Here is a 13,884-nt window from a genome sequence, read left to right on the forward strand (position 1 = left end):
TTTGGAATGCAAAATGAAATCTGCTGCCGGAAGTCGATTCCGCATATCGAAACGATCCAACGAATATGCAGATAGTATAACAATCACTTCCTGCTGAATTGATTCAGGTCAGGCCAAATGGTGGTAATTTATACACAAAATGCTGGCCTGGTTCACTTTTTTTACAACGAATTATGAAAGCTCAAACATCTTGCCTTCCTTGGGTACGACCGAACAGGGATCCTGATGAATGATGACATCCGATCCCGGGAAACGTCGCAAAATTGCCTGCTCGACCTGCTCAGCCACTACATGCGCCTGAACGAGCGGCAGATTATCTTCCATTTCCAAATGAATCTGAATAAAGCGGGTCGGCCCTGACTGCCGCGTACGAAGATCGTGAGCGCCGCTGACTCCCGGCCATGACGTCACGATATCAATAATTTCCTGACGTTCTTCATCGGGTAAAGCGCGATCCAGCAATGACTGCACCGCCTCATACCCCATGCGTAATGCGCTATATAAAATATAGATGCCAATCCCGAGCGCAAACAAGGCATCTGCGCGATGCCAGCCGTACCATGCCAGCCCAAGCGCAATGAGAATCGCACCGTTCATCATAACATCAGACTGATAATGAAGCATATCCGCCCTAACAGCCTGACTTTGCGTACGCTTCACCACCCAGCGCTGAAACGAGACCAGTATGATGGTGCACACTAACGCAATGATGGTAACAATCACCCCGACGCCGGGATCTTTCATCGGCGTGGGTTGGATAAGATGCTGAATCCCGGTCAGGAATAAAAACAGCGCTGAGCCGGAAATAAACATACTTTGCGCCAACGCCGCCAATGATTCCGCTTTACCGTGTCCGAAGGTATGTTCATCATCGGCCGGTTGCAAAGAATAGCGCACCACCAACAGGTTGGTTAACGACGCCGCGATATCCACCAAAGAATCCACCAGTGCAGCCAGAATACTGACCGATCCGGTGTACCACCACGCAAAAATTTTGATCAAAAGTAACAGCGATGCCATCACGGTCGCCGCGATTGCCGCCCGACTAACCAGCCGCCCATAGGTTTGATTCATAAACACTCCTGCCATCATCTTGGCGTAGTATAACTCATAGCGATGATCGTCTGACGACAGCGAAGTGTAGAAAATGAGATATAACCGTTTAGCACCAGCCTGAGTAAACAATTATCAACAAAGTGAATAATAGAAAACATTTTATATATATATCATTTAGCATCAATTAAAAATCAAACGACCTAAACAATAATAAAAATCGGCACAGCCTCTGAATTACTCATAATTAATATTGCCTTTACTACTCTTTTATTCTTATATTTTCCTTGCAGGTCACTTATTCACTCTATAATAGATAAGTCAAGCGAATATAAAGGAAAAAATAATGAAACATAGTATATATACTGCGCTTACGCTCGCCCTGCTTTCAGGCTCTGCGGCAGCCGCGACGGAAAGCATGCAATGCCCAGCGCCAGAAAACATCACTTATGAAAACCATATTTATACCTCTCCCGTTACCTTATCCGGATGGGAAGGGAGCTGGAATTCTCAAGTACACCAACAGAAGGACATTAAACGCTTCGTCACTGCACTTTATTTTGCAAAAAATAAACTGGCTGAAGGCGTATTAGTCAACTGCACTTACGAACTGGCAAACGGCCAGGAAATTGACCTGACGTATAGCCGTAAAGGGAAAGAGAATATACTCAGCAATCTGATTGTGTCGATTGAAGGAAACGATAACTGGTATCCTGAATCGGCCGCAAAAACCGAACGTTTTTATGATTGCGACAAGTCAGCAGACGCCTGCGGATTCGAACCACTGCAGACAGTCAATAACTGATCCCTTCTCCCTTCGCCTGCCACCCAAGCACGCCCCATCAGAGACCGTTTTTTGGGCAAAAAAAAACCCCCACATCATGTGGGGGAAGACAGGGATGGTGTCTATGGCAAGGAAAACAGGGTTACTACTGGGAACGTGAGTTGCTACTACTCAATAAATTCAACGATGAGCTTTTTTGCCAGTGCGCGACGTCGCGCAGTTGCTCCATTCGTTGTTCATGTTTCGCATTTAAAACCGCTTGCTGCTCGGGCGTTAACAGGCGATACATCTGGTTGCGAATCCTGGCTATTTCAACCTGGCGGGCAACCTGTTCTTGCGCCATTCTTTCTGCCTGAGCGCGCACAGCGCTTTCGTCAAATTTCTCTGCGGTGACAAGGCGATGCATTGTCTCCATTTCGCTAACATTAACAGGAGGCTGTTCGTGTCTTGCCTGCTGCATTAAATCTCGCATCTGTTGACGTTGATGTTCGGTTAAACTGATACCGTCAAACATGTGGCTCTGTACGCTGCGTTGCGCGGAGCCTTCACCCAGGTGCCAGTGATCGCCTGTGACGACTTCAGCTGCATGGCTTAAGGTACTGAATGCCAGCGTTGAGGCCATGACGGCAGCGGTAACTTTGCCCATCACTTGCTCCCAAAATCTTTTCTGTCGCGATTCAACGAGAGACAGTTTACGATTCGGGCTGCAAACATGCGTCAGGGGGTGTAAAACAACGTAAAGTCATAGATTAGCGACGCCTGATGACGTAATTTCTGCCTCGGAGGTACGTAAACAATGAATAAAATCCTGTTAGTTGATGATGACCGAGAGCTGACTTCCCTGTTAAAGGAGTTGCTCGAAATGGAAGGTTTCGATGTGCTGGTTGCCCATGATGGGGAACAGGCGCTCGAGCTTCTGGATGACAGCATCGATTTACTTTTGCTCGACGTCATGATGCCGAAGAAAAACGGCATCGATACACTGAAAGCGCTTCGCCAGACACACCAGACCCCCGTAATCATGCTGACCGCTCGCGGCAGCGAATTGGATCGCGTTCTCGGCCTTGAACTGGGCGCGGACGACTATTTACCGAAACCGTTTAACGACCGCGAACTGGTCGCGCGCATCCGCGCTATTCTGCGTCGCTCGCACTGGAGCGAACAGCAGCAGAGCAGCGACAACGGTTCGCCGACTCTGGAAGTGGATGCGTTAAGCCTCAACCCTGGTCGCCAGGAAGCCAGCTTCGACGGGCAAACTCTGGAGCTAACCGGCACCGAATTCACCCTGCTCTATTTGCTGGCGCAGCATCTCGGCCAGGTGGTTTCGCGTGAACATCTGAGCCAGGAAGTGCTGGGCAAACGCCTGACGCCTTTCGATCGCGCGATCGACATGCATATCTCGAACCTGCGTCGTAAGCTGCCAGAGCGTAAAGATGGGCATCCGTGGTTTAAAACGCTGCGTGGTCGCGGCTACCTGATGGTCTCCGCTTCATGATAGGGAGTTTAACCGCACGCATCTTTGCCATCTTCTGGTTGACGCTGGCACTGGTGTTGATGTTGGTACTGATGCTACCCAAGCTCGACTCACGTCAAATGACCGAGCTACTGGACAGCGAGCAGCGTCAGGGGTTGATGATTGAGCAACACGTTGAAGCTGAACTGGCGAACGATCCACCCAACGATTTGATGTGGTGGCGTCGCTTGTTTCGGGCGATAGACAAGTGGGCGCCGCCAGGACAGCGGTTATTACTTGTTACCACGGAAGGACGCGTGATCGGCGCAGAACGCAACGAAATGCAGATCATTCGTAACTTTATTGGTCAGGCCGATAACGCCGACCATCCGCAAAAGAAAAAATACGGTCGCGTTGAGATGGTCGGGCCTTTTTCCGTCAGAGACGGTGAAGATAACTACCAGTTGTATCTCATTCGACCTGCCAGCAGCTCGCAATCTGACTTTATCAACCTGCTGTTCGACCGACCGCTGTTGTTGCTGATCGTCACCATGTTAGTCAGCTCTCCGTTATTGCTCTGGCTTGCCTGGAGTCTGGCGAAACCGGCGCGTAAGTTGAAAAACGCGGCAGATGAAGTGGCCCAGGGCAACCTGCGCCAGCATCCGGAACTGGAAGCCGGTCCGCAGGAGTTTCTGGCGGCGGGCGCCAGCTTTAACCAGATGGTGACGGCGCTGGAGCGGATGATGACCACGCAGCAACGCCTGCTGTCGGACATCTCTCACGAGTTGAGAACGCCGTTGACGCGTCTGCAACTGGGCACTGCCCTGCTGCGTCGTCGTAATGGCGAGAGCAAGGAGCTGGAGCGCATTGAAACAGAAGCGCACCGGCTGGACAGCATGATCAACGACCTGCTGGTGATGTCACGTAATCAGCAGAAAAACGCGCTGGTCAGTGAAACGGTGAAAGCCAATCAGCTATGGGGCGAAGTGCTGGATAACGCCGCCTTTGAAGCCGAGCAGATGGGTAAATCGCTCACGGTGAATTTCCCGCCGGGTCCGTGGCCGCTGTACGGTAACCCAAATGCGCTGGAAAGCGCACTGGAAAACATTGTGCGCAACGCCCTGCGCTATTCACACACGCAGATTGAAGTGGGCTTCGCGGTGGATAAAGACGGGATCACCATCACCGTGGACGACGATGGCCCGGGCGTTAGCCCTGAAGACCGGGAGCAGATTTTCCGTCCGTTCTATCGTACCGATGAGGCGCGCGATCGCGAGTCTGGCGGAACGGGGCTGGGTCTGGCGATTGTGGAAACCGCGATCCAGCAGCATCGTGGCTGGGTGAAGGCCGAAGACAGCCCGCTGGGTGGTTTACGGCTGGTGATTTGGTTACCGCTGTACAAACGTGCTTAACAGCTATCGGCCTACGTTATGTAGGCCAATTTTTTAATTATCTTACACAAGCGAACTGTGGGCTTTATGCCTGACGGGAAATTTCCGGTGCGAGGATCCACTCAGCGCTGTCGTTCCAAACATCCATATGGGTAATTTTACCGCCTCGGACTTCAAAACGATCGATATAACGATTACCCGCAAATGCACGTCCATCCGGCCACTCGCCATACAGCGTGCCGTTAGAATAAACGACCACACATTCTTCGCGCATTACCGCATCGAATTCGCCCAACAATTTTTTTACCCGCTTATAGCGTTCGCCGTTAAAGAGAACAATATCTGCGGCACCCGCCATTTCACGCCGCCCGGTAAAGGTAATTTTTACCGCTGGGTGCATAAACGTCGCAGCGCGTTCAGCGTCTGGGATCATAGAAGCAATCAAAAATTCTTTAACGATCGCCACCGCATTTTCAGATTCAGTCATTACTCTTCCTTTCGTTCCTGAGGGGGATTGCCGCCCCATAGTCTTCTGGCATTATCTTCGATCTTGCCGCTTAAACGGCGCTTTTGCATCGTTCTGGTCCAGCTCTTCGATAACCCGGCAGCCGACAGTAAACGGTGATACTGCGAGTCATCAAACGGCATATGCCAGGCAATGGCAATCGCCTCGCGCACGCTGACGTCGCTGACGCGTGACGCCAGGATCAACGGCGCGTCCGTCGAAACCTGACCGGGAGCGATGACGCTGCATAGCCAGCCCGTCTTGCCCGCATTCTGCATCTGGCTGGCCATATCGCTAATGCCAAAATGGAAATTCAGCTTAAAGCACGGCGAGCGCGGCTGTGTGACCTGAATCAGCGCGTCTCCCCACTGGAAAATGTCGCCAATATACACATTCTCTTCCGTCAGCCCCTCAGTGGAGAGGTTTTCGCCGAAAGCGGGCGCGACAAACAACTCCGCCTGCTCCGGAAACTCTTGTCTCCAGTGCTGATAGTGTTCACGCGGATAGTGGCACAGCGCGCGATCCGGCCCGCCGTGAATTTTCGTTTCCGCCTGTTCATCCCCCGTCAGGCCCAGTTCGGTCAGCATCAGCTCACCATCGACCTGAACTTTAGCAATCGCGCTGGGACGACTTCCCGTGTAGTCCCGAATCTTGCCTGTAAAAACATCGACCGGATATCGCATCTGTTCCCTCTCCCGATAAATTTCCCCCATTACACCATATTTATTTTATCCCAGTCGCTCAAAATGAGAGCACGGTTCACATGAAGCTTAGGGACACATGCTATCAATGTAAGCTGGTTTTGAAACATCATTTCAAATAAGGAGTCGACTACGTGACTGGTCAATCGCAATTTGCTGGCGTCTGGTGCCCTGCCATTACGCCAATGGACAATGACGGCAAGATCGATCTCAACGGTCTGAGCCAGCATCTCAAACGTTTAACCGAGGCCAAAATCGACGTGATTTTGCTGATGGGCAGCATCGGGGAGTTTGCTTCCTTTACGCTCGAAGAACGACTGCTGCTGATCCGTGAAGCCCGGGCCATGAGCTCGCTGAAGATGGTCGCCAACGTCTCATCCACCTGCCAGAATGATGTTCTGTTGATGGCGCAGGAAGCGTATCGCGCAGGTTATGATGCCGTGATGATCCTGCCGCCTTACTACTACGGACAAACGGCGAAACAGCTGCTGAGCTACTTCCGCCAGTTGGGACAGAAACTCAGCGGTAAATGGTTTGCCTATAATTTCCCGGCGCGTACCGGCTGTGATTTAACGCCGGAGCTGGTTGCCACTCTCGCTGCCGAGTTCCCAAATTTCGCAGGCATCAAAGATACCGTCGACTGTCAGTCACATACCCGCAGTATGATTCAGACAACGCGCGCCGTGCGGGAAGATTTTGCCGTACTGTCCGGTTATGACGAATACTACATTCCTAACCTGCTGGCAGGCGGGGCGGGGATTATTTCAGGGTTGAACAACGTCATGCCGGAACTGTTTGTCAGCGCGCGGGAGGCGTTTAAGCAGGGCGACCTGGCGACGCTTCGCGATATTCAGGACCAGATTGGCACCTATATGTCCATCTACGCCATTGGCGAAGATTTTGTCACCACCATCAAAACCGTGGTATCGCGTAAGTTTGGCTACTGCACCGGCGTGTCACGTAATGCTGGCGGAGAGTTGAATGAGGGGGAATGTCGGACTATTGATGAGGTGTTCGTCGTCAAAGGTTAACTGACTAAGCCGGATGGCGCAGACCATCCGGCAAAAGAGGCTTACTTCACGGTACCACGAAGATCAATTTCCGCCGCCCTGGCTTTGACCTTTTTCGACCAGATGGACGTGATAATCGGTACCAGAATGGAGGTCACAATCACCGAGGTCGCCACCAGAGAGGTTGCCGCTGGCGCCATCGGTTTAAATGCCGGAACCATTTCAGCAATCAGTACCGGCGTGGCAACCGCCGCACCCGCTGAGCTGGAAGCGGCAATCCCCGCCGTTCCATCGCCGCCGCCAATCAGTTTATCGGCGATAATCAATGGGATCCCGGTGATGATAATCACCGCCACGCCCAGCAGAATCCCCAGCACGCCGGTCTGCGCAATCACGCTCAAATCGATGGTGTTACCCAGCGCGAAGGCGAAGAACGGGATCAGCGTCTGCACCGCTTTGCTGAAGAACTCCCGCAGTTCAGGGTCCAGATTACCCAGCGCAAAGCCAATCAGGAATGGTAATACAGCCCCCACAAACACGTGCGGTTCAAACGAAGCAATCCCGGCGGTTCCCAGAATAACCATGGTCATCAGCGGGCCTGATTCCAGAGACATCAGGACAAATGCCCCGGCCTCTTCTTTGGTGCCATACTGCTGCATAATCGAGGCGTACAGCCCACCGTTGGTCATATCCATGGCGGCCACCAGCGCCAACGTGGACAACCCGGCGAAGAACCCGACTTCCACACCGTGTTCCGGCAGGATGCGTGAGGCAATTGCCGCCACCACCCACGCCACCAAAATTTTGGTGATGACCAGCGTGCCGGATTTACGCAGCACGGTGCCGGTTGCACTTAGCTTAATCGACGCGCCCATACAAAAAAACCAGACCGCCAGAATAGGCACCGTACCGGTGATCATACCGTTGGTAAATGAGCCGAAATATTTCCCGGCGCCGGGTGAAAAGGTGTGACATAACGCGCCGAGGAAAAGCGGCACCAGCATCATCCCGCCAGGGATTCTCTCTATCGTTCGTTTGATCTGCATTTCCATCACCTGTAGACATAAAAATGGGGCAATTTTTATGGGCGATTGCATCTTGCTTTTGAGATGCGCCCGTCTTGATGAACAGAAGATAGACATTCAGAGGAATTATAAAAGTGATCCCACCCGCACAATAAAACATTGTTTCAATTTAAATGGATCATCGTTCCCATGTTGATTTTGATCACAAAAAAGCCCCCACAAGCAGCGCTTGCAGGGGCATTATTTAAGCGTAGAACTTATTTTTTAGCGGCGAAACGCGCTGCTGCTTCGTCCCAGTTAACCACGTTCCAGAACTCTTTAATGTAGTCCGGACGACGGTTCTGGAATTTCAGGTAGTAAGCGTGTTCCCAAACGTCCAGACCGACGATAGGGAAGCCAGAAGCGCCAGAAATTGCTTCACCCATCAGCGGGGAATCCTGGTTAGCGGTGGAAACAACAGCCAGTTTGTCACCTTGCAGAACCAGCCACGCCCAGCCGGAGCCGAAACGGGTGGCCGCTGCTTTTTCAAATTCAGCTTTGAAGTTGTCAACAGAGCCGAAGTCACGTTCGATAGCCGCTTTCAGGTCGCCCTGCAGCGTAGTGCCAGTTTTCAGGCCTTTCCAGAACAGGCTGTGGTTAGCGTGGCCGCCGGCGTTGTTACGCAGTACGGTTTTCTTGTCCGCTGGCAGTTGATCCAGTTTGGTGATCAGCTCTTCAGCCGACAGGCTGGCGAATTCAGGCAGACTTTCCAGCGCAGCGTTTGCGTTGTTTACGTAAGTCTGGTGGTGTTTGGTATGGTGAATTTCCATCGTCTGCTTATCGAAGTGCGGTTCAAGGGCATCATAAGCGTACGGCAGGGATGGCAGTGTATAACTCATAATCATCTCCAGTGTTGTCGGGCGGCCAGTGTTAACGCCGCGTAAGCAGTTGGGTCATTATAGTTAATTAAATGATATTGAAAATGATTATCAATGCCGTACTTTTTACAAGGTTTTAATCGATCAGTTTATTGTAAAAGATGTGAACCGAATCACCCACTTAACGTGATGATTGCCAACATGCGCAAAATGGCGGCAAGCGTTAAAAGGTTAATACCCTGCGTAATTTTTAAACTCGTCAGGTCGGAGGGGTCATTACCGACGATAAAAAATAACGAGGATTAAGTCATGAGTAACGCGATTACGATGGGTATCTTTTGGCATTTGATAGGCGCAGCCAGTGCAGCTTGTTTCTATGCCCCGTTCAAGCAGGTCAAACATTGGTCATGGGAAACGATGTGGTCGGTAGGCGGGATCGTCTCCTGGCTTATCCTTCCGTGGACTATCAGCGCGATGTTACTTCCCAATTTCTGGGCCTACTTCAGTTCCTTCAGCCTTTCCACACTGGCCCCGGTATTTCTTTTCGGGGCGATGTGGGGGATTGGCAACATTAACTATGGCCTGACCATGCGCTATCTCGGTATGTCGATGGGTATCGGCATTGCGATAGGTATTACGCTGATTGTCGGCACGCTGATGACCCCGATTATCAACGGCAACTTTGATGTGCTGATCAATACCTCCGGCGGACGCATGACGCTGCTTGGCGTGTTGGTCGCATTGATTGGCGTGGGCATTGTTACCCGTGCGGGTCAATTAAAAGAACGCAAAATGGGCATCAAAGTCGAAGAGTTCAACCTGAAAAAAGGGTTGGTTCTGGCGGTCATGTGCGGCATTTTCTCCGCGGGGATGTCATTTGCGATGAACGCCGCGAAACCGATGCACGATGCCGCCGCCACATTGGGTGTGGACCCACTGTATGTCGCTCTGCCCAGCTATGTGGTTATCATGGGCGGTGGTGCGCTGGTCAACCTGGGTTTTTGCTTTATTCGTCTGGCAAAAGTGAAGAACTTGTCGATAAAAGCCGACTTCTCGCTGGCAAAACCGCTGATCATCAGCAACGTGCTACTCTCCGCGCTCGGTGGCTTGATGTGGTATCTGCAATTTTTCTTCTACGCCTGGGGTCACGCGCGTATTCCGGCACAGTATGACTATGTAAGCTGGATGCTGCACATGAGTTTCTATGTCCTGTGCGGCGGGATTGTTGGTCTGGTATTGAAAGAGTGGAAAAATGCGGGTCGACGTCCGGTCAGCGTACTGAGTCTTGGCTGCGTGGTAATTATTGTCGCGGCAAACATTGTTGGTCTGGGAATGGCCAGCTAAGCATGCTGGGTACTGAGATGACGCCACTGGCTCGGCGTCATCTATCGTTAGTTTGATACACACAAATTTTTATTTGCCAGATTAATTTTTTAATAGGTAGTACGGTGATTCCATTCATCGGTATAGATGATATTACCATCGCAATGCTTCCAGGTGATTTTCTCGTAGCGAAGCAGTACCGTTTCAAGATGTGTACCTGTTGATGAGCCGGGATACAAATCAGGCGTGATGGACGTAAGCTTTACGTTGTGAAGAATGATGTTGAAATATTCCTTTTCAATCCCTGCTTCATTAATTGAGTACATTTTGTATCGTCGCTGATTTGAGCGTAGCTCCGGTACTTAATGCTCTGTACAAAAAAGGTGTAACCCGGTCGAATTCTTTTTGAAACATGATGGGTGCATGAATTCGCGTACCCGTTAGGCGCCCTGTATTACTATCAACCGGGATATTGATGTTGTGAGTCAGTGACTTTATTTCAATAGCTCCGACACGTCCGACAACCAGAGATGAGCCTGACATAGGAGAACCATTTTCATCTGTTAGCCACAAATAAGCTGGGTTAGACATTTAAACTCCTTTTATTTAAACTTGGTGAACCGTGAAGTCAATCGGGGAAACAACCACATCAGAATAATAAGTGTAATTAATGTTAGCAATAAACAATATTGAATCGCCACGGATAATCTAGACACTTCCGAGCCGTTGATAATACTGGTTTTCATATTCTGTCGGTGACATCTGTTCGCTAGAACCATGCCGACGCTTACTGTTATAAAACATTTCGATGTAATCAAAAATATCGCTGCGGGCTTCTTCCCGCGTTCCGTAGATTTTTTTCTTTATCCGTTCACGTTTCAACAACTGGAAAAAGCTTTCTGCAACCGCATTATCATGGCAGTTACCGCGACGGCTCATGCTGCCCTCCAGGCCGTGTGATTTCAGGAACGACTGCCACTCATGGCTTGTGTACTGACTGCCCTGATCCGAATGAACCAGCACCTGTTTTTGGGGATTACGCCGCCATACAGCCATCAGCAGTGCGTTCAGGACAATGTCCTTTGTCATCCGGGATTGTATGGACCAGCCGATAATTTTGCGTGAGAACAGATCAACAACCACGGCAAGATACAGCCAGCCTTCGTGGGTCCTGATGTAGGTTATGTCCGTTACCCAACTCTCATCCGGAGCATCCGGATTGAACTGTCGCTGGAGCCTGTTGGGCGACACGATACTGGCCTCGCCTTTACGTGCCCGCGGGCTCCGGTATCCGACCTGAGCCTTTATCCCGACACGTTTCATCAGTCGCCAGACTCTGTTCACTCCGCACTGTTGCCCGCTGTCCCGCAGATCCAAATGGATTTTGCGATAACCATAGACGCATCCCGATTCCAGCCAGAACTGTTTAATCTGCCCTGTCAGCCTCAGGTCTGCCTGATGGCGTTGTGAATGCGGCTGCTGAAGCCAGGCGTAAAAACCACTGGGATGAACATCCAGCACCCGACAGAGCAGGCGAACAGGCCAGCAACAGGTGTTGTCACGGATAAAGGCGTACCTCAGTCGGACAGCTTTGCGAAGTACGCCGCGGCTTTTTTTAATATGTCCCGTTCGTCGGTAACCCGCTTCAGCTCTTTCTGGAGACGGCGGATCTCGGCCTGAGCATCTGACTCTTCTTTATTAGTGGAAGAATCTGGACCGTACTTCTTTATCCAGGCGTAAAGGCTGTGGGTGGTGATATCGAGACGTGTTGCAACGCTGGCAACAGAATAACCGCGATCAACAACCTGTTTGACTGCTTCAATTTTAAACTCTTCGGGATAACGCTTACCGCTCATGGGCACCTCTCTTTAAGCCATCTTAAATGACTCTGAGGTGTCTGTTAAACCCGTGGCGATTCATATTTAGGGAACAGATGAAGCCATAATAAACCAAAGCCTATTACCAGAACTGGAAACACTACACCTTCTAATAAAAGTGTTATCAAACTCTTAAACACTAAAATCCCCCTGTAAAAAATCAGCTAAGTCATCAAGATTTGAGAAGAGTTGAGACTTTTCTCTGCTAATCATTTTGGAAATTGCTGGTTCGACAAAATAATAAAGCATTTCAAGCTTTGCCTGATATAAAATCCAATAATAATCTGAATCCACTGCTTTTAGATGACGGGCAGCAAGCGCACACTTTTGTTGAACGCCGAAAAACTGAAGCACGAATACTGCTTGTGGTAGCTTTGCAGATAGACGTTCAACAATGATTTTAGACATGAAACCAGACTGAGACAACGCAAGAGAAGCCGCGGAAGCAAAAGCGTACCTGGTCCCTCCTGCAATATTCATATGAGAAGCTATTGCTGACATTTTTCTGATTAACTGACGCGCCGAACCTTCTGGATTACCTTCATCAACATCATCACTTATCATTTTGAAGTACAAATAGAGCATATATGCAATTACATCACGATATCTATATATAGACTCTATGGAATAGAGTGTTCTTATTTCTTCAGTCTTTAACTCCTGACAAACATCATTGTATTGCGGTATAAAGCATGATGAATACCAACTAGCTCGCTCCATACCCGAATATATATCTGAAGCAACTCCCCGGGCTGACTGCAAAACTCCACCAACCGCATTCTGAGTGGTTAGCGCCAGCCGCCTGTCATTTTGAAATTTCATTCTTAAATAGTCAGAAGCCTGCATTGTTTAACGCCCAATAATTTCTGGTAAATTATTTCAACATACGCTCATCATTCTCTCCTGATAATGGTCGTTATTCCTATTTTAGGCTTTATTTACAGAAGTGAGCCATCGCGAAATTTTCAATTTTTGGAGGGATCGCTGTCAGATTTTATCATCTTGATATCCGACGTAATCATGGTTACTCACTCAGCCAGATGACGCCACTGGCTCGGCGTCATCCCGGTTTCCCGCGTAAACACCACCGAAAAGTAGTTACTGTCCTCAAAGCCACAGCGCATGGAAATCTCACTAATCATTAACCGGCTGTGCTTGAGCAGATACTGAGCATGGCAAACCCGCACCTGGCGGAGATACTGGTTGATGGTCATCCCGGTCTGGCTGCGAAACTGCTGGCGCAAAACGCGTTCGCTGCACTGTTCGCGCTCGCAAAATTTATCCAGTTCGAAAGCATGCTCATGACTCCCGGCTAATGCGGTAATGAGTTTATCCAACAGTGTTTCACTCGACGTTGCCGGGAGCGTATCTGTCGCATAACGATGGCGTTTAAGGAGGGTCACCAGTTGCCCGAACAGCAGTTCCGCCATGTTAAAAGCCTGCGCATCGCGTTGATTGCTTTCATGCTCAAGCTGGCTTATCACCTGCCTGGCCTGAGTCATGCCAACGCTGCCGAGTCGCCAGTGCGGCTGCCGTGGCGTACCGTTAAATCCGGGGATCGCCCTTTCCCAGTCAACATTCAGCGTTAACCGCTCCGGGCAGTAGATGATATTTTGCAAAACAAGGTCATTTACGGAAGTGTAGGAATGTTTGTCTTCAGCGCGAATGTAAAACAGATCGCCACGGGTTATCCGGTACGGACGATCGTTAAGAACATGCAGACCATTGCCGCGCCAGACCAGGACCAGCTCGCAAAATTCATGGGTATGTTCCGCAAAGACATCCTGCGGATAACGGTCAGCCACGGCGACAGCCTGCTGCTCATGCGCGAAAAAGTCTGATGTCAGAAGGATTAGCTGATTCGCCATCACAATATTCCCTGCCATCCGGCGTTAAGGAACATGA

General features: G+C 50.2%; 14 protein-coding genes and 1 pseudogene. 5 read left to right on the top strand and 10 right to left on the bottom strand.

The genetic code is table 11. The annotated features are described in order from the left end of the window. Positions 1–171: 171 nt before the first annotated feature. Complete coding sequence (fieF, locus tag ICA20_RS23590; protein ID WP_038635968.1) at positions 172–1,074, bottom strand: CDF family cation-efflux transporter FieF; 903 nt, start codon at positions 1,072–1,074, stop codon at positions 172–174. A 325-nt stretch (positions 1,075–1,399) separates the two neighbouring features. Between fieF and ICA20_RS23595 the strand changes: the two genes are divergently transcribed. Next, entirely contained in the window at positions 1,400–1,858 is a 459-nt protein-coding gene (locus ICA20_RS23595) for a DUF3757 domain-containing protein (protein ID WP_038635965.1), read from the top strand. Between the two features lie 124 nt (positions 1,859–1,982). Here ICA20_RS23595 and cpxP read toward each other — a convergent pair whose 3' ends face one another. Then, on the bottom strand, positions 1,983–2,483 hold the full coding sequence (gene cpxP, locus ICA20_RS23600; RefSeq protein WP_038635963.1) for a cell-envelope stress modulator CpxP: 501 nt from the start codon (positions 2,481–2,483) through the stop codon (positions 1,983–1,985). Positions 2,484–2,633: 150 nt separating this feature from the next. On the opposite strand from cpxP, the gene cpxR reads away from it, so the two are divergent. Beyond that, positions 2,634–3,332, top strand: a complete 699-nt coding sequence (cpxR, locus tag ICA20_RS23605) for an envelope stress response regulator transcription factor CpxR (RefSeq protein ID WP_038635960.1) — start codon at positions 2,634–2,636, stop codon at positions 3,330–3,332. Then, the gene (gene cpxA, locus ICA20_RS23610) at positions 3,329–4,702 is read left to right on the top strand and encodes an envelope stress sensor histidine kinase CpxA (protein WP_038635957.1); all 1,374 of its coding nucleotides are present in this window, start codon (positions 3,329–3,331) and stop codon (positions 4,700–4,702) included. The genes cpxR and cpxA overlap by 4 nt, the downstream gene beginning before the upstream one ends. Positions 4,703–4,766: 64 nt before the next feature. Here cpxA and ICA20_RS23615 read toward each other — a convergent pair whose 3' ends face one another. Further along, a complete protein-coding gene (locus tag ICA20_RS23615) occupies positions 4,767–5,168 on the bottom strand; it encodes a membrane protein (protein ID WP_038635954.1) in 402 nt (133 codons plus the stop codon). Further along, positions 5,168–5,869 carry a 6-hydroxyaminopurine reductase gene (gene yiiM / locus ICA20_RS23620; RefSeq protein WP_038635951.1) on the bottom strand — a complete coding sequence of 234 codons (702 nt, stop codon included), beginning with the start codon at positions 5,867–5,869 and terminating at the stop codon, positions 5,168–5,170. The genes ICA20_RS23615 and yiiM overlap by 1 nt, the downstream gene beginning before the upstream one ends. A 152-nt stretch (positions 5,870–6,021) precedes the next feature. Here yiiM and ICA20_RS23625 point away from each other — a divergent pair, with 152 nt between their 5' ends. After that, positions 6,022–6,918: a dihydrodipicolinate synthase family protein gene (locus tag ICA20_RS23625; RefSeq protein ID WP_038635948.1), complete on the top strand. Its 897-nt coding sequence runs from the start codon at positions 6,022–6,024 to the stop codon at positions 6,916–6,918. Between the two features lie 41 nt (positions 6,919–6,959). Here the strand turns inward: ICA20_RS23625 and kdgT are convergent, their stop codons facing one another. Together kdgT and sodA are read right to left on the bottom strand one after the other, a co-directional pair. Then, the gene (kdgT, locus tag ICA20_RS23630) at positions 6,960–7,943 is read right to left on the bottom strand and encodes a 2-keto-3-deoxygluconate transporter (RefSeq protein ID WP_038635946.1); all 984 of its coding nucleotides are present in this window, start codon (positions 7,941–7,943) and stop codon (positions 6,960–6,962) included. A gap of 236 nt (positions 7,944–8,179) precedes the next feature. Next, a complete protein-coding gene (sodA, locus tag ICA20_RS23635) occupies positions 8,180–8,800 on the bottom strand; it encodes a superoxide dismutase [Mn] (protein ID WP_038635943.1) in 621 nt (206 codons plus the stop codon). A gap of 288 nt (positions 8,801–9,088) precedes the next feature. Here sodA and rhaT point away from each other — a divergent pair, with 288 nt between their 5' ends. Then, positions 9,089–10,123, top strand: a complete 1,035-nt coding sequence (gene rhaT, locus ICA20_RS23640; protein ID WP_038635940.1) for an L-rhamnose/proton symporter RhaT — start codon at positions 9,089–9,091, stop codon at positions 10,121–10,123. A gap of 89 nt (positions 10,124–10,212) precedes the next feature. Here rhaT and tssD read toward each other — a convergent pair. The 4 genes and pseudogenes from tssD to rhaR form a co-directional block, all read right to left on the bottom strand. Continuing rightward, positions 10,213–10,693: pseudogene (tssD, locus tag ICA20_RS23645) on the bottom strand (type VI secretion system tube protein TssD). Positions 10,694–10,810: 117 nt separating this feature from the next. Beyond that, positions 10,811–11,958 (bottom strand): IS3 family transposase gene (locus ICA20_RS23650; protein ID WP_096755719.1). Its coding sequence is split into 2 segments (ribosomal slippage): positions 10,811–11,721 and positions 11,721–11,958, totalling 1,149 coding nucleotides; the frame shifts between segments, so codons are not numbered across the junction. A gap of 153 nt (positions 11,959–12,111) precedes the next feature. Then, on the bottom strand, positions 12,112–12,825 hold the full coding sequence (locus tag ICA20_RS23655) for a hypothetical protein (RefSeq protein WP_038635938.1): 714 nt from the start codon (positions 12,823–12,825) through the stop codon (positions 12,112–12,114). Between the two features lie 182 nt (positions 12,826–13,007). Then, complete coding sequence (gene rhaR, locus ICA20_RS23660) at positions 13,008–13,847, bottom strand: HTH-type transcriptional activator RhaR (RefSeq protein WP_038635935.1); 840 nt, start codon at positions 13,845–13,847, stop codon at positions 13,008–13,010. Positions 13,848–13,884: the final 37 nt, after the last annotated feature.

The organism is Citrobacter sp. C5_2 (assembly GCF_014596845.2).
GTDB lineage: Bacteria > Pseudomonadota > Gammaproteobacteria > Enterobacterales > Enterobacteriaceae > Citrobacter > Citrobacter werkmanii.